This window comes from Streptomyces bauhiniae (assembly GCF_004784475.1).
Lineage (GTDB): Bacteria > Actinomycetota > Actinomycetes > Streptomycetales > Streptomycetaceae > Streptomyces > Streptomyces seoulensis.
The window spans coordinates 1-21,392 of record NZ_SRRT01000003.1; the positions used below are offsets into that span (position 1 = coordinate 1).

Sequence of the window (21,392 nt, forward strand, 5' to 3'; positions counted from 1 at the left end):
GCCAGCGTTCGTCCTGAGCCAGGATCAAACTCTCCGTGAATGTTTTCCCGTAATCGGGACGACACACACGAGAGCGGAACCATCGGAGGAATAGTCCGATGGTTCACAGCGTCCTCGCTGTGTTTTTTCAAAGGAACCTCGTCCCGGTCGTGATGACCGGTAACGGGGTTATCAACATATCTGGCGTTGACTTTTAGCACGCTGTTGAGTTCTCAAGGAACGGTCGCTTCCTTTGTACTCACCCTCTCGGGCTTTCCTCCGGGCTTCCCTTCGGTGTTTCCGACTCTATCAGATCCTTTCGGCGTCTGATTCCCAGTCGGAGTGGGATTGCCTTTGGGCTTTTCGGCTTTCGCCGTCCGGCCTTTCGACATTCACTACGTTAGCCGATCTCCGCTGTTACTCATAATCGAGTCTCGCGGAGTTGAATTCGGACATGCGGGCACGCCGAAATCATCCCCGCCAGGGGAAGTCGTAGGTAGTGGGTGGCCGCTTCCGGCTGCAGGCGAATGCCGTACCCGGTTCAAGCGACTCGGGCTACATTACGCACCCGGCGGGGACGAGTCAACGTGACCTGCGTCTCGGGACGTGGGCCCGGTAGGGGCTCACGGTGGGGTCGTCCGCGACCCAGAAGCGCCAGGGGTGGACTCCGCCGTCGCCGGCCACTCCGGTGCGCGGGCCGCTGCGTACCTGCTCGGGCGGGACCGGCGTGCCCGTGAGGGCGCGGATCGGGGTCTCCCCCGTGGTGCAGGCGTCGGTGCCGTCGAGGGAGCGGTCGACGTCCAGGGCGGTCGCCAGGCGGGCCGGGCCCTTGGCCAGTTCCTTGTCGTTGCGGGCCGAAAGCCGGCGCTCGCGGGTCAGCTCGGCGCCCTCGACGATCTCGCCGGCGCGGAGCAGCACACCGCTCGCGGTGCCCTCGGGGCCGCAGACGAGGTTCATGCAGTGCCACATGCCGTAGGTGAAGTAGACGTACACATGGCCGGGCGGGCCGAACATCACGTCGTTGCGCGGGGTGCGGCCCCGGTAGGCGTGCGAGCCGGGGTCGTTCGGGCCGTCGTACGCCTCGACCTCGGTGAGGCGGAGGGCTATCGGACCGTCGGGGGTCGTGCGGATGATGAGGCGGCCGAGGAGGTCGGGGGCGACCTCCAGCACGGGACGGTCGAAGAAGTCCCGTGGCAGTGGCGTACGGTCCGGGGGCGTGATCATGCCCTCCGAGGGTAATGCAGCCGCGTCGTGGTCCCGGCGGAACCGGTCGCGGCCGGCTCGCGTTTGTACGGGTCGAGGGTCCATACGTAAAGGGAGAGTCAATGGCGTTCAAGAAGCTGCTCGCGAGCCTGGGGGCCGGGGGCGCCTCCGTGGAGACGGTGCTGACCGAGGTCAACGTGGTGCCCGGTGGCGTTGTCCAGGGTGAGGTCCGGATTCAGGGCGGCTCGGTCAACCAGAACATCGAGGGTCTGTCGGTGGGCCTCCAGGCGCGGGTCGAGGTGGAGAGCGGCGACCAGGAGTACAAGCAGGACGTCGAGTTCTCCAAGGTGCGGCTCGGCGGTGCCTTCGAGCTGCAGGCCGGGGCGGTGCACGCGGTGCCGTTCGGGCTGGAGATCCCCTGGGAGACCCCTGTCACGGTGATCGACGGGCAGGAGCTGCGCGGGATGCACATCGGGGTGACGACCGAGCTGCAGATCGCGCGCGCGGTGGACTCCTCCGACCTGGACCCGATCCGTGTGCACCCGCTGCCGGCGCAGAAGGCGCTGCTGGACGCCTTCATCCAGCTCGGCTTCCGCTTCAAGAACGCCGACATGGAGCGCGGCCACATCCGGGGCACCCGGCAGCGGCTCCCCTTCTATCAGGAGATCGAGTTCTACCCGCCGGCGCAGTACCGGGGTCTGAACCAGGTCGAGGTCAGCTTCGTGGCCGACGAGAACGCGATGGACGTCGTGCTGGAGATGGACAAGAAGCCGGGTCTGTTCAGCGAGGGCTCGGACACCTTCCGCTCCTTCCAGGTGGGCCTGCACGACTTCCACACCACCGACTGGGCCGGTTACCTCAACCAGTGGCTGTCCGAGGTCGGAAGCAAGCGGAACTGGTTCTAGGCTCGGAAGTCACGAACGGAACGATCAGCAGGAGGTATCGACGTGACCGAGCACAAGCGGCGGCCGCTCCCCCATGACTTCCATCCGCCCGTGCCGTCGTTCACGGTGACGAGCGCGGACCTCACCGAGGGCGGGACGCTGAAGGACGCCCAGGTGCAGTCGGAGGGGAACACCTCTCCGGAGCTGAGCTGGTCCGGCTTCCCGGCGGAGACCAAGAGCTTCGCCGTGACCTGCTTCGACCCGGACGCGCCGACCGGCAGCGGTTTCTGGCACTGGGTGGTCTTCGACATCCCGGTCTCGGTGACCGAGCTGCCGGCGGGCGCGGGCAGCGGTGACTTCGCGGAGCTGCCCAAGGGCGCGGTCCAGGTGCGCAACGACTACGGGGCGCCCGGCTTCGTCGGCGCGGCCCCGCCGCCCGGCGACGGTCCGCACCGGTATGTCTTCACGGTGTACGCGGTGGACGAGGAGAAGCTGGGGATCGACGCGGACGCCACTCCGGCGGTCGTCGGCTTCAATCTGCGTTTCCACGCGCTGGCCCGTGCCCAGCTCATCGGGGAGTACGAGGTTCCCGCTCAGGGCTGAGTGCCCCTTCGGTGTTTGCCCGCCCCTGGTCTTGGAATTGATCAGGGGCGGGCGCTTTTTATTTCGTTGTCCATCTCGTTGCGTCCGTCCAGAGTTGATCCAGGTCCGCCGGGGGTGCGGACAGGCGCACGGGAGGTGGGCGGGATGCGTGGCACGTTGGTCCTGAACGCGAGTTTCGAGCCGCTGTCGACGGTGACGGTGAACCGCGCCGTCGTGCTGGTGCTCCAGGACAAGGCGGTGGTGGAGCAGGCGCACACCGGGCTGCGGATGCGCGGTACGGCGGTGGACATGCCGGCGCCGAGGGTGATCCGGCTGTGCAGATACGTAAGGGTGCCGTTCCGAAGACAAGCGCCATGGTCGCGGCGGGGTGTGCTGGTGCGGGACCGGCACCGCTGCGCGTACTGCGGGCGGGCGGCGACCACGGTGGACCATGTGGTGCCGCGGGCGCAGGGGGGTGCGGACTCCTGGCTGAACACGGTGGCGTCCTGCGCGGAGGACAATCACCGCAAGGCGGACCGGACGCCGCAGCAGGCGGGGATGCCGTTGCTGCGGCAGCCGTTCGAGCCGACTCCGGCGGACGCGATGCTGCTGGCGCTGGGCTCGGACGACTTCGCGGCGCTGCCTGAGTGGCTGGCGCCGCCCGCCGCGGCGTGACCGGTCAGTCGATCGACGGCTTCTCGCGGCGGTCGGTGCCCGTGCCCTTGTTCTGCTGGGGCACCGCGCCGCCGCCCCCGCCGAAGTTGCCGAAGTTGCCCATGGCGCCGGAGAGGCCCTTGAGGGCGTCGCCGATCTCGCTGGGGACGATCCAGAGCTTGTTGGCGTCGCCCTCGGCGATCTTCGGGAGCATCTGGAGGTACTGGTAGGAGAGCAGCTTCTGGTCCGGGTCGCCCGCGTGGATGGCCTCGAAGACGGTGCGTACGGCCTGGGCCTCGCCCTCGGCGCGGAGGGCGGCGGCCTTGGCCTCACCCTCGGCGCGCAGGATCTGGGACTGCTTCTCGCCCTCGGCGGTGAGGATGGCGGCCTGCCGGGTGCCCTCGGCGGTGAGGATGGCGGCGCGCTTGTCGCGGTCGGCGCGCATCTGCTTCTCCATCGAGTCCTGGATGGAGGTGGGCGGCTCGATGGCCTTCAGCTCGACGCGGTTGACGCGGATGCCCCACTTGCCGGTGGCCTCGTCGAGGACGCCGCGCAGGGCCGCGTTGATCTCCTCGCGGGAGGTCAGGGTCCGCTCCAGGTCCATGCCGCCGATGATGTTGCGCAGCGTGGTGACGGTGAGCTGCTCGATCGCCTGGATGTAGCTGGCGACCTCGTAGGTGGCGGCTCGGGCGTCGGTGACCTGGTAGTAGATGACGGTGTCGATGTTGACCACCAGGTTGTCCTGGGTGATCACCGGCTGGGGCGGGAACGGTACGACCTGTTCGCGCAGGTCGATGCGGTTGCGGATGGTGTCGATGAACGGGACGACGATGTTCAGGCCCGCGTTCAGGGTGCGCGTGTAGCGGCCGAAGCGCTCGACGATGGCGGCGCTGGCCTGTGGGATGACCTGGATGGTCTTGATCAGGGCGATGAAGACCAACACCACCAGAATGACCAGGACGATGATGACCGGTTCCATCGTGTTCCCCGTATCCCCTCTCCGCTTCGGTGCGCGCGGCGGATGTCGTGGCCTGTGAAAGATCTTGCCGGTCGAGTCTGACAGACCGTCCGGCAAGTCGTGTGCTGTTCGGTTCAGTTGAGTCGTGCGAGGTCAGATGACGAGCGCGGTGGCTCCGTCGATGTCGACGACGTCCACCTCCTGGCCGACGTCGTAGGCACGGCCGGTGTCGAGGGCGCGGGCGGACCAGATCTCCCCGGCGAGCTTGACGCGTCCGCCGGTGCCGTCGACCCGTTCGGTGACGACGGCCTGTCTGCCCTTCAACGCGTCGATGCCGGTGGGCAGATGGGGGCGCCGGCTGCTGTGGCGGGCCGCGATGGGGCGGACCACCGCGATGAGCGCGACGGAGACGATCACGAAGGCGAGGACCTGGACGACGATGCCGAAGCCGAGTCCGGCCGCGCCCGCGGCGACCACGGCTCCGACGGCGAGCATGCCGAACTCGGGCATGGCGGTGACGACGAGCGGAATCCCGAGGGCCACGGCGACGACGAGCCACCACACCCATGCGTCTATGGCGTTCACCCGGTCATGGTAGGTCCGGGGGCCGGGCCGCCGACAGGGCGCGGACGGACCGGTGGTGGCCGAAAGAGGCGGGTCAGCCCAGCGGAAGGCCGCGCGCGGTCCAGCGCTCGCCGGCCTGCTCGACGACGAGCGGGAGGCCGAAGCAGCGGGAGAGGTTGCGGGAGGTCAGTTCCAGCTCGATGGGTCCGGCGGCGAGCACCTTGCCCTGGCGGATCATGAGGACGTGGGTGAAGCCGGGGGCGATCTCCTCGACATGGTGGGTGACCATGATCATGGAGGGGGCGATGGGGTCGCGGGCGAGCCGGCCGAGGCGGCGGACGAGGTCCTCGCGGCCGCCGAGGTCGAGTCCGGCGGCGGGCTCGTCCAGGAGCAGCAGCTCGGGGTCGGTCATCAGGGCGCGGGCGATCAGGGTGCGCTTGCGCTCGCCCTCGGAGAGGGTGCCGAAGCGGCGGTCGAGGAAGTCGCTCATGCCGAGGCGGTCGAGGAAGGCGCGGGCGCGCTGCTCGTCGACGTCCTCGTACTCCTCCTGCCAGCCGGCGGTCATGCCGTAGGCGGCGGTGAGGACGGTCTGCAGGACGGTCTGGCGCTTGGAGAGCTTCTCCGCCATGGCGATGCCGGCCATGCCGATGCGGGGGCGCAGGTCGAAGACATCGACCTTGCCGAGGGTGTCGCCGAGGATGGTGGCGGTGCCCTTGGTGGGGAAGAGGTAGCTGGAGGCGACGTTCAGGAGGGTGGTCTTGCCGGCGCCGTTGGGGCCGAGGATGACCCAGCGCTCGCCCTCCTTGACCGACCAGGAGACCTGGTCCACCAGAGCCCGGCCCTCACGGACCACGGATACGTCCTGAAGCTCCAGAACATCGCTCATGAGCGCGTTGTCTCCCCTTGATCTGCGGCCGGTCCCGGCTGTCGCGTACGCCTGTGGCTGGGTCGCCGCGCCGATGGGCGCAGCCCATATGAAATCTACGCCACGAGTGCCCCGCTCCATTCCATCGGTCCGGTCCTTAGGGTGGGGGCATGCTCACGGAACCGCGTTCAGGACGCCTCGCCGCTTGGGGAAATGCCCTCTTGGCCGGACTTGTCTCGCCGGATGACGCCGTACTGGCCGCTGTCGGTGACGACGCGGTGCACCGGGTGGCCGGGCTGCCGGGTGAGAACGGGGTGGTGGGTCTCACGTTGGCGCTGGGCCGGCTGCGGGCGCTCGGGGTGAGCGGGCTGCGGGTGGCGCTGCCCGCGCCGGGGCATCCGCTGGGGCTGAGCGGTCCGCCGGACTTCAACGCGCGGGCGCTGGCCGCCGGGGAGGCGGTGGTGTGTACGGGGGCCGCCTTCGGGCTGGTGCCGGAGGTCTCCGAGGCGGGTCCGGCGGGCGATGTGCACGTGGAGGTGGTGTGGCACGTGCTCCCGGTGCGGGAGGCGCCGCCGGCCGACGTGCCCTCGCTCGGCGAGGCGGAGCGGGAGCTGGCGGAGGCGCTGCGGGAGGCCACCGAGGTGCTGTCCCGGCTGGACGTGGCCGGGTCGGGGCCGGTGGCCGCGGCGGCGATCGACGCGTACCGGGCGCGCGCCGAGCGGGACGGGGAGGTGCTGGCGCCGGGGTATCCGCCGCGTGCGGCACGGGTGTTGGAGCTGGCGGGGCGGGTGGGGCTGCTGGTCTCGCTGGCCGGGGAGCGGGGGCACGGCGGGGCGGTGAGCGCCTCGGAGATGGGGGCCCGCGCCGAGGCGCTGCGCCCGGTGGAGCGGACGGCGCGGCGGGCGCGGGTGGCGGCGTACAACGCGGTGGTGGAGGAGCGGGAGCGGCGCTGACGGCCCGGTTCAGTCGGTCATGCCGTGCCGTACGGCCCACAGGGCGGCCTGGGTGCGGTCGGCGAGGTCGAGTTTCATCAGGATGTTGGAGACGTGCGTCTTGACGGTCTTCTCGGAGAGGACCAGGGCGCGGGCTATCTCCCGGTTGGAGCGGCCGTCGGCGATGAGGCCGAGCACCTCGCGTTCCCGTTCGGTGAGTGAACCGCCCCTGCCCTGGCCCGAGTTGGCCTCTTCCTGGGTGAGGAGGGCGTCGGCGACCTCGGGCTGGAGCAGGATGTGCCCGGCGTGCACGGAGCGGATGGCGGCGGCGAGCGCGTCGGGGTCGACGTCCTTGTAGACATACCCGGCGGCGCCCGCGCGCAGGGCGGGGACGACGGTACGGCGCTCGGTGAAGCTGGTGACGATCAGTACACGGGCGGGGTTGCCCAGCTCGCGGAGTCTGCGCAGGGCGTCGATGCCGTCGGTGCCCGGCATGAGGACGTCCATCAGGATCACGGCGGGCCGCAGTTCCTCGGCGCGGGCGACCCCCTCGGCGCCGTCGGCGGCCTCGCCGACCACCTCGATGTCGTCCTGGACCTCCAGGAAGGTGCGCAGCCCACGGCGGACGACCTGGTGGTCGTCGACGAGCAGCACCCTGATCGGCTCAGCCACCGGGGACCTCCATCTCGATCGCGGTGCCCTTGCCGGGCGCCGATTCCACGGTGAGCGTGCCGCCCGCGCCGTCGGCCCGGTCCCGCATGGAGACGAGGCCGAGGTGGCGGCCGGCCCGGCGGACGGCGGTGGGGTCGAAGCCGTGGCCGTCGTCGGTGACGCGGAGGACGGCTCCCCGGCCGCGTCGTGCCACGTCGACGTGGACGTTGTCGGCGCCGGAGTGGCGCAGGGCGTTGTGCAGGGCTTCCTGGGCGACGCGCAGCAGGGCCTCCTCCTGGGCGGCGGGCAGGGCGCGCAGGCCGTGGCCGCTGAAGGTGACGCGGGCGGTGTGGGCGCGGTCGAGGACCTGGATCTGGGTGCGCAGGGTGGCGAGCAGGCCGTCCTCGTCCAGCGCGGCGGGGCGCAACTCGACAACGGCGGCGCGCAGTTCGTCGGCGGCTTCGGCGGCGAGGGCGGCGACCTGGTGGAGTTCGTCCTTGGCGCGGGCGGGGTCGCGGTCCACCAGGGCGGTGGCGGCCTGGGCGGTCAGGCGCAGGGAGAACAGCTTCTGGCTGACGGCGTCGTGGAGTTCGTGGGCGAGGCGGGAGCGTTCCTCGGCGATGGTCAGCTCGCGGCTGCGTTCGTAGAGGCGGGCGTTGGTGAGGGCGATGGCGGCGTGCTGGGCGAGGATGCCGAGCAAGTCCTCGTCCTCGGCCGTGAAGCCGCAACCTCCTTGCGGTCTCGCGCAGTTCTTGTTGGCGAGGAACAGGGCGCCGATGATCTCGTCGCCGTCGCGTACGGGCAGGCCGAGGAAGTCGGCGAGTTCGGGGTGGGCGTCCGGCCAGCCCTCGAAGCGGGGGTCCTCGCGTACGTCGCCGAGGCGGACCGGGCGGCCCTCGCGGAGCATCGCGGCGAGGATGCCGTGCTGGCGGGGCAGCGGGCCGATGGCCTTCCACTGGGCGTCGCTGACGCCGTCCACGACGAACTGGGCGAAGCCCCCGTGGTCGTCCGGGACGCCGAGGGCCGCGTACTGGGCGTCGAGCAGCTCGCGGGCGGAGGCGACGATCGTCTTGAGGACGTCGCGCACCTCCAGATGCCTGCTCATGGCCAGCAGCGCGGCGCTCACGGCGGCGAGACCGGACCGGGGACCTGGGTGCATGCCCTCACGGTACCGGCGTGGCGCCAGGAGGCCGCACGAGGAGGTACAACGCGCGCGCGGGCGGGCGGGCACGCACAGACATCAGGGTGTCCGGGGAGTTTGCTAACGCAGAGAAGCGCTTGATGACCCCCGCGTGACATCCGGCCCGTACCGGTGTGAGCCCGCGCATAGGGCGCACATCACTTACGAACGGACATAGGAGACAGAGCACCCCTAGATGAACGGGGCGGATGGGCTGATCTGTCCTGTTTTACGTAGACCTGATCCACTACCCGGCTTCGTACGTCACATCATTGCCAGGGCATTTTGCGGCCGCTAAGAATTGCTCATGTCGCTCAGCGCCGCGGTTCACCCCGCGGCGTTCGTGCTGGAGGAACCGATTTCCCCGGCGGACGCGAGAGCGACCTCCGCGCTAACGAAGAGGTCCATCAAGCCATGCCCAAGAACACCCTGAATCGTCGTCTCAGTCGCCCGCTCGAGAAGTTCTCCGCGCTGAACAAGCAGCACAAGATCGCCATCGCGGGTGTCAGCACCCTCGGTGCCGCCGCCATCGCCCTGTCCGCCATCCCCGGCGGTGCCACGACCGTGGCCGGTGGCACCCCGGCCGCCAAGCCGGTGGCCGCCGAGCAGACCACCCAGACCCGTGACCTGCACGCCACGCTCAGCAGCCCGCTGACGAGCGACAAGGTCAAGCTCGACGCCATCGAGGCCAAGCAGAAGGCCGCCTCGAAGCAGAAGGCCGCCGACGCCGCGAAGAAGGCCGCCGCCGAGCGCAAGGCCGCCGAGTCGCGCTCCGCCAAGAAGGCCGCCGACCGGTCCGCGAAGCGTCCCCAGATGGAGACGGTCGCCGCGAAGACCTACAAGAACAACCTCGACGGCTGGATTCGCGAGTCGCTCGACATCATGCACGCCAAGGGCATCCCGGGCAGCTACCACGGCCTGCACAAGAACATCATGCGGGAGTCCTCCGGCAACCCCCGCGCCATCAACGGCTGGGACATCAACGCCATCAACGGCATCCCGTCCAAGGGTCTGCTCCAGGTGATCCCGCCCACCTTCGCCACGTACCACGTGAAGGGCACCTCGAACGACATCTACGACCCGGTCGCCAACATCACCGCCGCCGCCAACTACGCGGCGCACCGGTACGGCTCGATCGACAACGTCAACAGCGCGTACTGAGGTCGGCGCGGACCTCTGAGACGACGCGGAAGGGCGGCACCCGTACGGGGTGCCGCCCTTCACGTGACCTCTCGGAGCGCGAGCGCCGTTACTTGCGCATGACCTCGGGCTCGTGCCGCCGCAGGAAGCGCGAGACGAGGAAACCGCAGGCCACCCCGAGCGCGATGAGCACGACCATGTCCAGGCTCCAGGCCGCCGCCGAGTGGTTCCACAGCGGGTCGGTACTGGTCGGGTCGTCGGTGTTCGGCGCGATGTTGTTGAAGTCCAGCGTGGTGCCGGCCGCGGCCACCGCCCAGCGGGACGGCATCAGGTACGAGAACTCGTTGACACCCGGCGTGCCGTGCAGCGTGAACAGGCAGCCGGTGAACACGACCTGGATGATCGCGAACATCACCAGCAGCGGCATGGTCTTCTCCGCGGTGCGCACCAGCGACGAGATGACCAGGCCGAACATCATCGATGTGAAGCCCAGCGCCATGATCGGCAGGCACAGCTCGAAGAGCGTGGAGCCGCCGAGGACGAGGCCCCGCTCCGGGATCTCCCGGCTGGCGAAGCCGATCAGGCCCACCATGAGGCCCTGGAGCACCGTGACGGCGCCCAGCACGACCACCTTGGACATCAGGTAGGCCGAGCGGGACAGGCCGGTCGCGCGCTCCCTCTCGTAGATCACCCGCTCCTTGATCAGCTCGCGGACCGAGTTCGCCGCGCCCGCGAAGCAGGCGCCGACCGCGAGGATCAGCAGGACCGTCGTCGCCGTGCCGTTGGGCACGTGCAGGCCGGTTCTGGGGTTGAGCGGGTTGACCAGCAGCCCCTTCTCGTGGTCGATCAGCAGGCTGACCGCGCCGAGCACGGCCGGCAGGATCACCGTCAGGGCCAGGAAGCCCTTGTCGGAGGCGATGACCGACACGTACCGCCGGACCAGCGTGAGCAACTGGGAGCCCCAGCTCTGCGGCTTGGGCGGCTTGACCGCCTGCGGCGGGGGCGCGGTGACGGACTGGGCCGCGACGGCGTCGAGGTCGGCGGCGTACATCTGGTAGTGCTGCGAGCCCTTCCAGCGGCCCGCCCAGTCGTAGTCGCGGTAGTTCTCGAAGGCGGAGAAGACGTCGGCCCAGGTGTCGTAGCCGAAGAAGTTCAGCGCCTCCTCCGGCGGGCCGAAGTAGGCCACCGCGCCGCCCGGCGCCATCACCAGCAGCTTGTCGCACAGCGCCAGCTCGGCGACGGAGTGGGTGACGACCAGGACGGTACGGCCGTCGTCGGCGAGACCGCGCAGCAACTGCATGACATCGCGGTCCATGCCCGGGTCGAGGCCCGAGGTCGGCTCGTCCAGGAAGATCAGCGAGGGCTTGGTCAGCAGCTCCAGGGCGACCGAGACGCGCTTGCGCTGGCCGCCCGAGAGGGAGGTGACCTTCTTGTCCTTGTGGATGTCGAGCTTCAGCTCGCGCAGCACCTCGTCGATCCGGGCGTCGCGCTCGGCGGGCGTGGTGTCGGCGGGGAAGCGCAGCTTGGCCGCGTACTTCAGCGCCTTCCGGACGCTCAGCTCCTTGTGCAGGATGTCGTCCTGCGGGACCAGGCCGATGCGCTGGCGCAGCTCGGCGAACTGCTTGTACAGGTTCCGGTTGTCGTAGAGCACCTCGCCCTCGTTGGCGGGGCGGTAGCCGGTGAGCGCCTTGAGCAGGGTGGACTTGCCGGAGCCGGACGGGCCGATGACCGCGATCAGGGACTTCTCGGGGGCGCCGAAGGAGACGTCCCGCAGGATCTGCTTGCCGCCGTCGACCGTGACGGTGAGGTGGCGGGCGGAGAAGGACACCTCGCCGGTGTCGACGAACTCCTCCAGCCGGTCGCCGACGATGCGGAAGGCGGAGTGGCCGACACCGACGATGTCATCGGGGCCGAGGACCGCGGTGCCGCCCTTGGCGATGGGCTGGCCGTTGACGTACGTGCCGTTGTGCGAGCCGAGGTCCCGGATCTCGAAGCGGCCCTCGGGGGTCGTCTGGAACTCGGCGTGGTGCCGGGAGACCTGGAGGTCGGAGACGACGAGGTCGTTGTCCAGCGAACGGCCGATGCGCATCACGTGGCCGAGGGCGAACTGGTGGAACGTGGTCGGGCTGCGGTCCCCGTGGGCCTGCTGGTCCGGCGCGGCGGGGGTGCCGCCCTGCTGGTGCGGGAAGGCCGGGGCCTGCTGCGGGCCGCTGTGCCACTCGGCGCCCTGCTGGTGCGCGGGCTGCTGCGGCTGCGCGGCCTGCGGTACGGCCTGCGTCTGCTGGGCCCAGGTGGCGGACTGCGCGGCGTACGGCGCGGCCTGGTGCGCGTCGGCCGAGGTCAGGTTCAGCCGCGGCCCGTCGGTCGCGTTGCCCAGGTGTACGGCCGTGCCGGCGCCCAGTTCCGTCCGGCCGACGCGGTGGCCCTGCACGAACGTGCCGTTGGTGCTGCCGTGGTCCTCGATGACCCAGGTGTGCCCGTCGAAACGGACCGTGGCGTGGCGCCACGACACCCTGGCGTCGTCGAAGACGATGTCGCCCTGCGGATCACGTCCGAGGGCATAGGACCGGGACGGCTCCAGCGTCCAGGTCCGTCCGTTTGTTTCCAGTACGAGTTCCGGCACTCCATGCCCCACTGAGTTGTCCCCCGAATTGCCCCCGACACGGGGAGTCTAGGGATGTCGAACATCGTGGGGAACTATTCCAGGCGGGACCGCCCAACTGTTAGCCGGGCGGGCGGGGGAACGGGAGTTGAGGGGCGGATACCGGTGCGGAGGGGGCTATTTGACCGCGAGCGGGACGGGGGCGGGCGCTGTCCGGGTGGCGGACCTGTCGGGCGGTGGGCCGCGGGTGCCGGATACGGTGGTGGGACCATGAGCGCTTCGCAGATCGTCGCTTCGCGGACCGGTGAGGTCCCCACTCTTCTCGTCAAGGTCTTCGGGAAGGACCGGCCCGGCATCACGGCCGGGCTGTTCGACACCCTGGCCGCCTTCCAGGTCGACGTGGTCGACATCGAGCAGGTCGTGACGCGGGGCCGACTGGTGCTGTGCGCGCTGGTCACACAGCCCGCGGAGGGGCTGGAGGGCGACCTCCGGTCGACCGTGCACAGTTGGGCCGAGTCGATGAAGATGCAGGCCGAGATCATCTCGGGGCACGGCGACAACCGCCCGCGCGGTGTCGGCCGCTCCCTGGTGACGGTGCTCGGACATCCCCTGACCGCCGAGTCGACGGCGGCCATCGCGGCACGGATCGCCGGGGCCGGCGGCAACATCGACCGTATCTTCCGGCTCGCCAAGTACCCCGTGACGGCCGTGGAGTTCGCGGTGTCCGGCGTGGCGACGGAACCCCTGCGCACCGCGCTGGCCGCGAGCGCCTCGGCATTCGGTGTCGACATCGCCGTGGTCTCGGCGGGCCTGCACCGGCGGGCGCAGCGGCTCGTGGTGATGGACGTGGACTCGACCCTGATCCAGGACGAGGTCATCGAGCTGTTCGCCGCGCACGCCGGCTGCGAGGCGGAGGTCGCCGCGGTGACCGAGGCGGCGATGCGCGGGGAGCTGGACTTCGAGCAGTCGCTGCACGCGCGGGTGGCCCTGCTGAAGGGGCTGGACGCGTCGGTGGTGGACAAGGTCCGCGAGGAGGTCCGGCTGACGCCGGGCGCGCGGACGCTGATCCGCACCCTGAAGCGGCTCGGCTACCAGGTCGGGGTGGTGTCCGGTGGCTTCACGCAGGTCACGGACGCGCTCCAGGACCGGCTGGGGCTGGACTTCGCGCACGCCAACACGCTGGAGATCGCCGACGGGAAGCTGACCGGCCGGGTCACCGGTGAGGTCGTGGACCGGGCGGGCAAGGCGCGGCTGCTGCGCCGGTTCGCCGCGGAGGCGGGGGTGCCGCTGTCGCAGACGGTGGCGATCGGTGACGGCGCCAATGACCTGGACATGCTGAACGCGGCCGGGCTGGGCGTGGCCTTCAACGCCAAGCCGGTGGTCCGGGAGGCCGCGCACACGGCGGTGAACTTCCCCTTCCTGGACACCGTGCTCTATCTGCTGGGGGTCAGCCGGGAAGAGGTCGAGGCGGCGCAGACGCACGACGAGGACTGAGCGGACGCGACGAAGGGCCCGGAACCTTCCGGGCCCTTCCGCATGTCCGGGCAGGTCACTCCGAGGGCGCCCAGTACTCCACCAGCGTCGCCTTGCCCGGCTCCAGGTCCTTCCAGTCGCCGTCGAAGGTGAGCACGGCGAAGGCGGAGGTGGGGAAGCCGCGCCGGTTCATCCGCTCGCGGGCGTCGCCCTCGGCGGTCCCGGCGAGGATCTCGACCAGGTGGTGCACGCCGGGGTTGTGGCCGATGAGGATCGCGTCGCGCACGTCGTCCGGCGTCTCGTTCAGCACGGCGATCAGCTCGCCGGGCGAGGCGTTGTAGACCCGGTCCTCATAGACCGTTTTCGGCCGGTGATCCAGCTCGGACACGGCGAGTTTCCATGTCTCGCGGGTGCGTACCGCGGTGGAGCAGACGGCCAGGCCGAAGGGGATTCCGGTGTCGGCGAGCCTGCTGCCGGCGACGGGGGCGTCCGTGCGGCCCCGGTCGGCGAGGGGGCGCTCATGGTCGGAAACCTGGGGCCAGTCGGCTTTCGCATGGCGGAAGAGGACGATCCTGCGGGGTTCAGCGACGCTCATGTCCCCCAGCTTCGCATGAAACAGGCCACCTGGCGCAGGGAGTTGACATGCGGATTCACCGGTGCGAGGGGTCTGGGTTCAGTGCGCGACGAGCTGCCGGGCGCGCTCCAGTATCTGCGCGAGCGCGGGGTCGCCGCTCGCCGCGTGCGCGTCGGAGGGGTTCATGATGAGCAGCAGCAGCGCGACGAAGGCCAGTATCGGCAGCGCCAGCGCCCACCAGGGCAGCCGGGCACCGGCGGGGTGGGGCCGGGTGTGGGCGGGTACCGGCATGATCGCCTCCGTGGCTCGTCGGGCCGTACGGGAAGCTCTCTCCCGTACCCCTCGAAGCTACGCGGTCACCGGCCGTCAACCCATCCGGGCTTCCACCCACTTGACCCTGATCCCCGCCCCCTAGGGGACGGGGGGACAGCCCCCGTGATCAGGAGGGGGCGAGCAGCATCGCGACGATGCCGATGACGATGAAGATGGCGAAGAACGAGCCGAAGACGATCAGCATCTTCTTCTGGCCGTTCTTGGGGTTCGGGTCGAGCACAGGCTGCATGCGGCCAGTGTCCCACCCTCCCCCGCGCCGGAGCCCGCCACCCCCGCCTCAGCGGGCCTCGTCCTCCACGATCCGGTCGCGCCCGGCGAGGAACCCGACCGCCATCTGCGGCAGCATCAGCGCGGCCATGAGCGCGATCGGCACGCCCCAGCCCCCGCTGCGCTGGTAGAGCACGCCGACCAGCAGCGGGCCGGGGATGGAGAGCAGGTACCCGGTGCTCTGGGCGAACGCGGAGAGCTGGGCCACGCCCGGACCGGTGCGGGCCCGCATGCCGACCATGGTGAGCGCGAGCGGGAAGGCGCAGTTGGCGATGCCCAGCAGCACCGCCCAGGCCCAGGCACCGGCGGCGGGCGCCAGGTACAGCCCGGCGTACCCGGCGAGGCCGCAGGCGCCGAGGACCAGCACGATGGGCCCCTGGTGGGGCAGTCGGCTCGCCACGCGCGGGATGACGAAGGCCAGCGGGACGCCCATCACCATGGTGACCGCGAGCAGCACGCCCGCCGTACCGGCCGGGACCCCGGCGTCGCGGAAGATCTGCGGCATCCAGCCCATGGTGATGTACGCGGCGGTGGCCTGGAGGCCGAAGAAGACGGCGAGCGCCCAGGCGGTGCGGCTGCGGGCGATGCGCAGCCGGGGGCCCGCCTCCGCGCCCGGCACCGGCACCGGCGCGGGCACCCGCTCGCGGACCAGCGGCAGCCAGGGCAGTACGGCGATGCCCGCGAGGACCGCCCAGACGGCGAGCCCGGACTGCCAGTGCCCGCCGAGGGCGCCGGTCAGCGGCACGGTGACGGCGGCGGCGACGGCGGTGCCGAGGGCCAGCGCCATCGAGTACAGGCCGGTCATGGTGCCCACGCGGTCCGGGAACCAGCGTTTGACGATGACCGGCATCAGCACGTTGCTGACCGCGATGCCCATGAGGGCGAGGGCGCTGGCGGCCAGGAATCCGGCGGTTCCGCCGATGTAGGGGCGGATCAGCAGGCCGGCGGTGATGGCGGTCATGCCCGCGCAGACCACCGCGCCGGGGCCGAAGCGGCGGGCGAGGCGGGGTGCGGTGGCGCCGAAGACCGCGAAACAGAGCGGGGGCACGGAGGTGAGCAGTCCGGCGACGCCGCCGCTCATGCCGAGCCCGTCGCGGACCTCCTCCAGCAGGGCGCCCAGGCTGGTGATGGCCGGGCGGAGGTTGAGCGCGGCCAGCACGATACCGACGATCACCAGGCGCACGGCCCAGGCGGGCGGGGCGGCGGGGGTCGTCAGGGGGGTGCTTGTCTCGGGGACGGCGGGCTTCCGCACGGTCCGGGTCTCCTCAGCCATGAGACCCATCATAGAATCATGGGATGATTGGTTGTCCATTCCGGAGCCGGCTCCTCAGGGGGCGCCCCGGTCCGGTCCGTTGGTACGGGCCGGAACTCACGTGCCAAGGTGAGTCATGCCTCTGAGCCACCCGCGCCGTTCGGCGCTGTCCGAGCAGGTCATCGCGGAGCTGCGCGCCCAGATCACGTCCGGCGAGTGGCCGGTCGGCTCCCGCATCCCCACCGAGCCGGAGCTGGTCGAGCAGCTCGGCGTGGCCCGCAACACCGTCCGCGAGGCGGTACGGGCGCTCGCGCACAACGGCCTGCTCGACATCCGCCAGGGCTCCGGCACCTATGTGGTCGCCACGAGTGAGCTGGCCGGGGTGATGCACCGCAGGTTCGCCGACGCCGATCCCCGGCACATCGCGGAGCTGCGGTCCACGCTGGAGTCGTCGGCGGCGAGGCTGGCGGCGGAGCGGCGTACCGAGAAGGACCTCAAGCAACTGGACGCGCTGCTGACCCGGCGCGAGGAGGCGTGGGAGGCCGGGGAGGCGGAGGCGTTCGTGACGGCCGACGCCACCTTCCACCTGGCCGTGGTGTCCGCCTCGCACAACGACGTGATGACGGCGATGTACGCGGACCTCGGCGAGGTGCTGCGGGAGTGGCTGCGCGCGGACGTGGGCGCCGAGCTGGAGCCGCGGGCGTACATGGACCACACCCGGCTGGTGGACGCGATCCGCACCGGCGACGCGCGGGCGGCGGCCACGGAGGCGGCGAGCTACCCCTTCCAGTGCCGGCCGGAGCGGTTCAGCCCGCCTTCTGGTGACTGATCCACACCACCCGGATCTCCTTCCAGCACCGCCCGGTCAGCTTCACGGTCAGCGCGGGCCCCGCCGCCACCGGCGCGCTGTCGGTGTCGATGTCCCACCACCGCGCGCACTCGACGTGCAGCCGCACCCGGTCCACGTGCACATACGGGTTGTGGCAGTACGCCACCACCTCGGACCCGTCCACCTTGGTACGACAGGACGCCCCGAACAGATCGGGCGCGTGCGGCTTGCCGTCCCCGGCGCGCGCGATGCCGCCGGGCATGGCGAGAACGAGCACCGCCGCCGCGGTCACCGGGGTCAGGCTGCGGGGAAGACGCACGTAGAGGGACCTCCTCGGCCATGGCTGCGGAGGGGACGCGTACTACGAGGATGCGCCGCGTGAGCCGGGTCGGCCCGGCCGGAGATCCGTACGGGTGAGGCCCGCACCCCGTTGAAGGGGTGCGGGCCTCACGCGCGTGCGGGAGCTGTCAGGCGCCGATCGCGTGCAGGCCGCCGTCGACGTGGATGATCTCGCCCGTGGTCTTGGGGAACCAGTCGCTGAGGAGGGCGACGATGCCCTTGCCGGCGGGCTCGGGGTCCTTGAGGTCCCACTCGAGGGGGGAGCGGGTGTCCCAGACGGCGGCCAGGTCGGAGAAGCCGGGGATGGACTTCGCGGCCATGGAGCCGAGCGGGCCCGCGGAGATGAGGTTGCAGCGGATGTTCTGCTTGCCCAGGTCGCGCGCCATGTAGCGGCTGGTGGCCTCCAGGGCGGCCTTGGCCGGGCCCATCCAGTCGTACTGCGGCCAGGCGTACTGCGCGTCGAAGGTGAGGCCGACGACCGAGCCGCCGTTCTGCATCAGCGGCAGGCAGGCCATGGTCAGCGACTTCAGGGAGAAGGCGGAGACGTGCATGGCGGTGGCGACCGACTCGAACGGGGTGTTCAGGAAGTTGCCGCCGAGGGCGTCCTGCGGGGCGAAGCCGATGGAGTGGACGACACCGTCCAGGCCGCCCAGCTCCTCGCCGACGATGTCGGCCAGGCGCGCGAGGTGCTCCTCGTTGGTGACGTCCAGCTCGATGACCTTCGCCGGCTTCGGCAGCTTCTTGGCGATGCGCTCGGTCAGCGTGGGACGCGGGAACGCGGTCAGGATGATCTCGGCGCCCTGCTCCTGCGCGAGCCTGGCCGCGTGGAAGGCGATGGAGGACTCCGTCAGCACACCCGTGATCAGGATGCGCTTGCCCTCGAGAATTCCGCTCATGGTGTTCAGTGACCCATTCCCAGTCCGCCGTCAACGGGAATGACGGCTCCAGTGATGTACGAGGCGTCGTCCGAGGCGAGGAACTTCACCGCCGCGGCCACCTCCTCCGGCTCGGCGTACCGGCCGAGCGGCACCTGCGACACGATGCCCTTGCGCTGCTCGTCGGTGAGCGCCTTGGTCATGTCGGTGTCGACGAAGCCGGGGGCGACGACGTTGAAGGTGAGGTTGCGCGAGCCCAGCTCACGGGCGAGGGAGCGCGCGAAGCCGACCAGCGCGGCCTTGGACGCGGCGTAGTTCGCCTGCCCCGCCGAGCCCAGCAGGCCGACGACCGACGAGATCAGTACGACGCGGCCCTTCTTGGCGCGCAGCATGCCCCGGTTGGCCCGCTTGACGACCCGGAAGGTGCCCGTCAGGTTGGTGTCGATGACCGAGGTGAAGTCCTCTTCGGACATGCGCATCAGGAGCTGGTCCTTGGTGACACCCGCGTTGGCCACCAGCACCTCGACCGGGCCGTGCCGCTCCTCGATCTCCTTGTACGCCTGCTCGACCTGCTCGGCGTCGGTGATGTCGCACTTGACGGCCAGGAAGCCCGCCGGGGGCTCGCCCGAGCGGTACGTGATGGCGACCTTGTCGCCGGCGTCGGCGAAAGCGCGGGCGATGGCGAGGCCGATGCCCCGGTTGCCTCCGGTGACGAGAACCGAGCGGCTCAACGGATCACCCTTTCATCAGCGGTCTACAACGTTCCGACAATCCGCCCGGACGCCCTCGTGACGGGCCTGACAGGCGGCTTCCCAAGAAACCTATCGGTCCGCCCGCGACCACGGACAATCGGGCACCGACAGTGACACATCCCTGCTCCTGTCGGATTCCTACAGACGCTCAGCCCGTCATTCCGGGCGCGTGAGCGGCCAGCCCCTCGGCTCGGGCCGCGTCCAGCATCCGGCGGTCGTAGGTCACCAGAGCGGTCAGGTCGTCGCCCAGCGACAGCGCGCCGGCCACATGAATCGCGTCCAGCGTCCTGAGCCTCCCGACCAGCAGAGCCGCCCCGTCACGAACTTCCCTGGTCAGCAGGATCTCGGTGATCCGGGTATCCAGATCCTCCATCGCCTTCGGGAAGTGCCCCATGAGATCCAGGGTCCGTACCGTCTCCACGAAGCCCAGCGTGCTGGTGGCGAGCGGCGCGGTGATCCGCTCCTGGAGGAAGGCGTCCAACTCCCTCCAGTGGTTGCGGCGGGTCATCCACGTGACCAGCGCGGATGTGTCCATGTAGATCAACGGTCATCCTCCTCGCGCTCGGCCAGAAGCAGCGCCAGGGGATCGACGTCTTCGGGTACCGCGTAATGGGGCATCGTGTGCCGGTCGGCAGCGGTGACCGGCTTGAGCTTGATCTTCCCCTGGGCCACCAAATGCGCGTACCGCTCCATGGGCCCGCCGGCCGGGGACAGTATGGCGATCACGTTGCCGTGCCGGGTGACCTGAATCGCCTCCCCCTTCTCGACACGGGCGAACACCGCGCTCGGGTTGTACGAGAACTCTCGGACGGAGATGGTGCTCATCGCTGCCTCGCTTCGGCCGATTGTGCCTACATCTCTTCAAGCCTACCTACAAACCGGTGAGACTGCGTGGGTGGCGCACTCCGCCCACACGGTCTTGCCGGGGCCGGTTCGCGGGCTCGTGCCCCAGCGGGTGGCTACGGCCTCGATCAGGAGGAGGCCCCTGCCTCCCTCGGCGGTGGGGTCCTGGGCGGGGAGCTTGGGGTGGGCGGGGTGGGTGTCCGAGACCTCCACGCGGATGCGGTCGGGGGTTTGGTGGAGGCGGAGTTCGAAGTCCCTTCCCGGTACGCGGCCGTGCAGGACGGCGTTCGCGGCGAGTTCGGCGACGATCAGGGCGACGGCCTCGGAGGTGGGGGTGCCGTAGGGGTGGCCCCACTGGTCCAACTGGTGCGTGGCGAGTCGGCGGGCGAGCCGGGCACCCCGCCGGGTGGCGGAGAAACGCTGAGCGAACGTACGTACGGTGACTGCCTCTTGGGCGGGCGTGGGTGACATGGGTCCAGCGTGAGGAGTCCCTCCGGGGGGCCAACAGGAACGAAGCCCATACAACTCCGCTTGTATCAGTGCACACTCTGGACTGGGTGGGTCACTCCCCGTGACGATGGGTCGATTCGGCCGGTTCAGGGGCACATGGAGGCAGTCGTGACGAAGGGCAACAACGAGGCAGAACTCTCCGATGGCCTGCGGACCTTCGGCGCGGTCTTGAAGGTGCTACGGGAGGAAGCGAACCTGACACAGGAGGAGTTCGCAGTTCGCGTGCAGTACTCGGTTCCTTACATCGCCAAGATCGAGCAGGGCAAGCGATTTCCTCCATCGGATCTGCTGACCCGGGCCGAAGAACCCCTGGGGCCGGTCGCCATCAAGGTACTGACGGGAGCGGCCAAGAGCCTGACCAGGCGGCCAGGGCTGGCTCACCGGTTCCGGGAGTGGGCAGGCATCGAGGAGGACGCGGTCTCCCTGTGCGCGTACGAATGCCGGGCGATTCCGGGGCTGTTGCAGCCGGAGAGCTACATGCGGGCGGTGTTCAACGGACAGCTACCGCCGCCGGACGAGGAGCAGGTCGAGCGCAACGTGGCAGCCCGGCTGGATCGGCAGCAGATCTTCTCCGCCCGGCAGAACACCGCGTTCACCTTCGTCATCGAGCAGTGCGTACTGGAGCGACGCCTGGGAGGCGGCGAGGTGACGAAGCAGGTCATTGACCACCTGCTCGCAGTGGGGGCCCGGCGCAATGTCGAGATTCAGATCATGCCCTTGATCCAGGAGGACCACGCGGGCATCGACGGTCTGATGTATCTGGCAGAGACGCCCGCTCACCAGTGGCTCGGCTACACCGAGGGACAGAGGTCCAGCAACCTGATCTCCGCGCCGAAAGACGTAAGCGTGTTGCTTCAGTGCTATGGCAAGCTGCGTTCCCAGGCATTGGACTGCCGGGCTACCGTGGAACTGCTGGAAGACATGCGAGGAGCACTATGAGCACCACTGACAAGCTGGCCTGGTTCAAGAGCAGCTACAGCGGCAGCGAAGGTGACAATTGCATCGAGGTCTCCTTGCGTCCCGGCGCTATCCACATCCGCGACTCCAAAGACAAGCGTATGCGCCCCCTCACCGTCACCCCCGAGGCATGGGCCATGTTCGTCGGCAAGTGAACTGAGCGCCGTATCCTCCTTGCACCCCACCCCGTGCAG

26 protein-coding genes are annotated in these 21,392 nt (G+C 70.0%); 9 read left to right on the forward strand and 17 right to left on the reverse strand.

The annotated features are described in order from the left end of the window. Nucleotides 1-561: 561 nt before the first annotated feature. On the reverse strand, nucleotides 562-1,203 hold the full coding sequence (locus E5083_RS10040; RefSeq protein WP_135785308.1) for a DNA-3-methyladenine glycosylase: 642 nt from the start codon (nucleotides 1,201-1,203) through the stop codon (nucleotides 562-564). 101 nt (nucleotides 1,204-1,304) lie between these two features. Between E5083_RS10040 and E5083_RS10045 the strand changes: the two genes are divergently transcribed. From E5083_RS10045 to E5083_RS10055, 3 genes are all read left to right on the forward strand, one after another. Then, nucleotides 1,305-2,087: a sporulation protein gene (locus tag E5083_RS10045; RefSeq protein WP_135785309.1), complete on the forward strand. Its 783-nt coding sequence runs from the start codon at nucleotides 1,305-1,307 to the stop codon at nucleotides 2,085-2,087. Between the two features lie 42 nt (nucleotides 2,088-2,129). After that, on the forward strand, nucleotides 2,130-2,669 hold the full coding sequence (locus E5083_RS10050) for a YbhB/YbcL family Raf kinase inhibitor-like protein (protein WP_135785310.1): 540 nt from the start codon (nucleotides 2,130-2,132) through the stop codon (nucleotides 2,667-2,669). A gap of 144 nt (nucleotides 2,670-2,813) precedes the next feature. Further along, entirely contained in the window at nucleotides 2,814-3,323 is a 510-nt protein-coding gene (locus tag E5083_RS10055) for an HNH endonuclease (RefSeq protein WP_135785311.1), read from the forward strand. Nucleotides 3,324-3,327: 4 nt separating this feature from the next. Here the strand turns inward: E5083_RS10055 and E5083_RS10060 are convergent, their stop codons facing one another. The 3 genes from E5083_RS10060 to E5083_RS10070 form a co-directional block, all read right to left on the reverse strand. Beyond that, on the reverse strand, nucleotides 3,328-4,281 hold the full coding sequence (locus tag E5083_RS10060) for an SPFH domain-containing protein (protein ID WP_135785312.1): 954 nt from the start codon (nucleotides 4,279-4,281) through the stop codon (nucleotides 3,328-3,330). A gap of 132 nt (nucleotides 4,282-4,413) precedes the next feature. Next, complete coding sequence (locus tag E5083_RS10065; RefSeq protein WP_135785313.1) at nucleotides 4,414-4,845, reverse strand: NfeD family protein; 432 nt, start codon at nucleotides 4,843-4,845, stop codon at nucleotides 4,414-4,416. 73 nt (nucleotides 4,846-4,918) lie between these two features. Further along, nucleotides 4,919-5,710, reverse strand: a complete 792-nt coding sequence (locus E5083_RS10070; RefSeq protein WP_135785314.1) for an ABC transporter ATP-binding protein — start codon at nucleotides 5,708-5,710, stop codon at nucleotides 4,919-4,921. Between the two features lie 149 nt (nucleotides 5,711-5,859). Here E5083_RS10070 and E5083_RS10075 point away from each other — a divergent pair, with 149 nt between their 5' ends. Beyond that, nucleotides 5,860-6,642 carry a hypothetical protein gene (locus tag E5083_RS10075; protein ID WP_135785315.1) on the forward strand — a complete coding sequence of 261 codons (783 nt, stop codon included), beginning with the start codon at nucleotides 5,860-5,862 and terminating at the stop codon, nucleotides 6,640-6,642. 9 nt (nucleotides 6,643-6,651) lie between these two features. Here the strand turns inward: E5083_RS10075 and E5083_RS10080 are convergent, their stop codons facing one another. After that, entirely contained in the window at nucleotides 6,652-7,293 is a 642-nt protein-coding gene (locus E5083_RS10080) for a response regulator (RefSeq protein ID WP_135785316.1), read from the reverse strand. Then, nucleotides 7,286-8,431 (reverse strand): GAF domain-containing sensor histidine kinase, encoded by a 1,146-nt coding sequence (locus E5083_RS10085; RefSeq protein ID WP_135785317.1) that lies wholly within the window; start codon nucleotides 8,429-8,431, stop codon nucleotides 7,286-7,288. Before E5083_RS10085 ends, E5083_RS10080 begins: the two co-directional genes overlap by 8 nt. A gap of 435 nt (nucleotides 8,432-8,866) precedes the next feature. Here E5083_RS10085 and E5083_RS10090 point away from each other — a divergent pair, with 435 nt between their 5' ends. Beyond that, entirely contained in the window at nucleotides 8,867-9,613 is a 747-nt protein-coding gene (locus E5083_RS10090; protein WP_135785318.1) for a transglycosylase SLT domain-containing protein, read from the forward strand. A gap of 88 nt (nucleotides 9,614-9,701) precedes the next feature. On the opposite strand, the gene E5083_RS10095 is transcribed toward E5083_RS10090, so the two are convergent. Continuing rightward, the gene (locus E5083_RS10095) at nucleotides 9,702-12,215 is read right to left on the reverse strand and encodes an ABC transporter ATP-binding protein/permease (protein WP_135785319.1); all 2,514 of its coding nucleotides are present in this window, start codon (nucleotides 12,213-12,215) and stop codon (nucleotides 9,702-9,704) included. A 249-nt stretch (nucleotides 12,216-12,464) separates the two neighbouring features. Here E5083_RS10095 and serB point away from each other — a divergent pair, with 249 nt between their 5' ends. Further along, nucleotides 12,465-13,688, forward strand: a complete 1,224-nt coding sequence (serB, locus tag E5083_RS10100; RefSeq protein ID WP_135785320.1) for a phosphoserine phosphatase SerB — start codon at nucleotides 12,465-12,467, stop codon at nucleotides 13,686-13,688. 55 nt (nucleotides 13,689-13,743) lie between these two features. Here the strand turns inward: serB and E5083_RS10105 are convergent, their stop codons facing one another. From E5083_RS10105 to E5083_RS10115, 4 genes are all read right to left on the reverse strand, one after another. Next, the gene (locus E5083_RS10105; protein WP_135785321.1) at nucleotides 13,744-14,262 is read right to left on the reverse strand and encodes a SixA phosphatase family protein; all 519 of its coding nucleotides are present in this window, start codon (nucleotides 14,260-14,262) and stop codon (nucleotides 13,744-13,746) included. Nucleotides 14,263-14,340: 78 nt separating this feature from the next. After that, the gene (locus E5083_RS10110) at nucleotides 14,341-14,532 is read right to left on the reverse strand and encodes a hypothetical protein (RefSeq protein ID WP_135785322.1); all 192 of its coding nucleotides are present in this window, start codon (nucleotides 14,530-14,532) and stop codon (nucleotides 14,341-14,343) included. A gap of 148 nt (nucleotides 14,533-14,680) precedes the next feature. Beyond that, on the reverse strand, nucleotides 14,681-14,803 hold the full coding sequence (locus E5083_RS32005; RefSeq protein WP_279632455.1) for an SGM_5486 family transporter-associated protein: 123 nt from the start codon (nucleotides 14,801-14,803) through the stop codon (nucleotides 14,681-14,683). 48 nt (nucleotides 14,804-14,851) lie between these two features. Then, nucleotides 14,852-16,126 (reverse strand): CynX/NimT family MFS transporter, encoded by a 1,275-nt coding sequence (locus tag E5083_RS10115; protein WP_135785323.1) that lies wholly within the window; start codon nucleotides 16,124-16,126, stop codon nucleotides 14,852-14,854. 103 nt (nucleotides 16,127-16,229) lie between these two features. Here E5083_RS10115 and E5083_RS10120 point away from each other — a divergent pair, with 103 nt between their 5' ends. Beyond that, the gene (locus tag E5083_RS10120) at nucleotides 16,230-16,922 is read left to right on the forward strand and encodes a FadR/GntR family transcriptional regulator (protein WP_135785324.1); all 693 of its coding nucleotides are present in this window, start codon (nucleotides 16,230-16,232) and stop codon (nucleotides 16,920-16,922) included. Here E5083_RS10120 and E5083_RS10125 read toward each other — a convergent pair. The 6 genes from E5083_RS10125 to E5083_RS10150 form a co-directional block, all read right to left on the reverse strand. Further along, nucleotides 16,900-17,241, reverse strand: coding sequence for a hypothetical protein (locus tag E5083_RS10125; RefSeq protein WP_135785325.1), 342 nt, complete (start codon nucleotides 17,239-17,241; stop codon nucleotides 16,900-16,902). The genes E5083_RS10120 and E5083_RS10125 overlap by 23 nt on opposite strands. Nucleotides 17,242-17,389: 148 nt before the next feature. Further along, nucleotides 17,390-18,157 (reverse strand): enoyl-ACP reductase FabI, encoded by a 768-nt coding sequence (gene fabI, locus E5083_RS10130; protein WP_135785326.1) that lies wholly within the window; start codon nucleotides 18,155-18,157, stop codon nucleotides 17,390-17,392. 5 nt (nucleotides 18,158-18,162) lie between these two features. Further along, nucleotides 18,163-18,867 carry a 3-oxoacyl-[acyl-carrier-protein] reductase gene (gene fabG / locus E5083_RS10135; protein WP_031182105.1) on the reverse strand — a complete coding sequence of 235 codons (705 nt, stop codon included), beginning with the start codon at nucleotides 18,865-18,867 and terminating at the stop codon, nucleotides 18,163-18,165. Between the two features lie 169 nt (nucleotides 18,868-19,036). After that, the gene (locus E5083_RS10140) at nucleotides 19,037-19,423 is read right to left on the reverse strand and encodes a type II toxin-antitoxin system VapC family toxin (RefSeq protein ID WP_135785327.1); all 387 of its coding nucleotides are present in this window, start codon (nucleotides 19,421-19,423) and stop codon (nucleotides 19,037-19,039) included. Between the two features lie 5 nt (nucleotides 19,424-19,428). Beyond that, nucleotides 19,429-19,713: a type II toxin-antitoxin system Phd/YefM family antitoxin gene (locus E5083_RS10145; protein WP_135785328.1), complete on the reverse strand. Its 285-nt coding sequence runs from the start codon at nucleotides 19,711-19,713 to the stop codon at nucleotides 19,429-19,431. Nucleotides 19,714-19,755: 42 nt separating this feature from the next. Next, a complete protein-coding gene (locus tag E5083_RS10150; protein WP_135785329.1) occupies nucleotides 19,756-20,202 on the reverse strand; it encodes an ATP-binding protein in 447 nt (148 codons plus the stop codon). 135 nt (nucleotides 20,203-20,337) lie between these two features. Here E5083_RS10150 and E5083_RS10155 point away from each other — a divergent pair, with 135 nt between their 5' ends. Next, on the forward strand, nucleotides 20,338-21,180 hold the full coding sequence (locus E5083_RS10155; protein ID WP_135785330.1) for a helix-turn-helix domain-containing protein: 843 nt from the start codon (nucleotides 20,338-20,340) through the stop codon (nucleotides 21,178-21,180). Beyond that, nucleotides 21,177-21,353 (forward strand): DUF397 domain-containing protein, encoded by a 177-nt coding sequence (locus tag E5083_RS10160; RefSeq protein WP_135785331.1) that lies wholly within the window; start codon nucleotides 21,177-21,179, stop codon nucleotides 21,351-21,353. The genes E5083_RS10155 and E5083_RS10160 overlap by 4 nt, the downstream gene beginning before the upstream one ends. Nucleotides 21,354-21,392 lie beyond the last annotated feature (39 nt).

Coding starts and splice junctions, on each gene's coding strand:
- E5083_RS10090 (WP_135785318.1), top strand. CDS start 8,867: ATGCCCAAGAACACCCTGAATCGTCGTCTCAGTCGCCCGCTCGAGAAG.
- E5083_RS32005 (WP_279632455.1), bottom strand. CDS start 14,803: ATGCAGCCTGTGCTCGACCCGAACCCCAAGAACGGCCAGAAGAAGATG.
- E5083_RS10085 (WP_135785317.1), bottom strand. CDS start 8,431: ATGCACCCAGGTCCCCGGTCCGGTCTCGCCGCCGTGAGCGCCGCGCTG.
- E5083_RS10110 (WP_135785322.1), bottom strand. CDS start 14,532: ATGCCGGTACCCGCCCACACCCGGCCCCACCCCGCCGGTGCCCGGCTG.
- E5083_RS10055 (WP_135785311.1), top strand. CDS start 2,814: ATGCGTGGCACGTTGGTCCTGAACGCGAGTTTCGAGCCGCTGTCGACG.
- E5083_RS10070 (WP_135785314.1), bottom strand. CDS start 5,710: ATGAGCGATGTTCTGGAGCTTCAGGACGTATCCGTGGTCCGTGAGGGC.
- E5083_RS10060 (WP_135785312.1), bottom strand. CDS start 4,281: ATGGAACCGGTCATCATCGTCCTGGTCATTCTGGTGGTGTTGGTCTTC.
- E5083_RS10045 (WP_135785309.1), top strand. CDS start 1,305: ATGGCGTTCAAGAAGCTGCTCGCGAGCCTGGGGGCCGGGGGCGCCTCC.
- E5083_RS10160 (WP_135785331.1), top strand. CDS start 21,177: ATGAGCACCACTGACAAGCTGGCCTGGTTCAAGAGCAGCTACAGCGGC.
- E5083_RS10120 (WP_135785324.1), top strand. CDS start 16,230: ATGCCTCTGAGCCACCCGCGCCGTTCGGCGCTGTCCGAGCAGGTCATC.
- E5083_RS10075 (WP_135785315.1), top strand. CDS start 5,860: ATGCTCACGGAACCGCGTTCAGGACGCCTCGCCGCTTGGGGAAATGCC.
- E5083_RS10105 (WP_135785321.1), bottom strand. CDS start 14,262: ATGAGCGTCGCTGAACCCCGCAGGATCGTCCTCTTCCGCCATGCGAAA.
- E5083_RS10155 (WP_135785330.1), top strand. CDS start 20,338: ATGGAGGCAGTCGTGACGAAGGGCAACAACGAGGCAGAACTCTCCGAT.
- serB (WP_135785320.1), top strand. CDS start 12,465: ATGAGCGCTTCGCAGATCGTCGCTTCGCGGACCGGTGAGGTCCCCACT.
- E5083_RS10115 (WP_135785323.1), bottom strand. CDS start 16,126: ATGATGGGTCTCATGGCTGAGGAGACCCGGACCGTGCGGAAGCCCGCC.
- fabI (WP_135785326.1), bottom strand. CDS start 18,157: ATGAGCGGAATTCTCGAGGGCAAGCGCATCCTGATCACGGGTGTGCTG.
- E5083_RS10150 (WP_135785329.1), bottom strand. CDS start 20,202: ATGTCACCCACGCCCGCCCAAGAGGCAGTCACCGTACGTACGTTCGCT.
- E5083_RS10145 (WP_135785328.1), bottom strand. CDS start 19,713: ATGAGCACCATCTCCGTCCGAGAGTTCTCGTACAACCCGAGCGCGGTG.
- E5083_RS10040 (WP_135785308.1), bottom strand. CDS start 1,203: ATGATCACGCCCCCGGACCGTACGCCACTGCCACGGGACTTCTTCGAC.
- E5083_RS10140 (WP_135785327.1), bottom strand. CDS start 19,423: ATGGACACATCCGCGCTGGTCACGTGGATGACCCGCCGCAACCACTGG.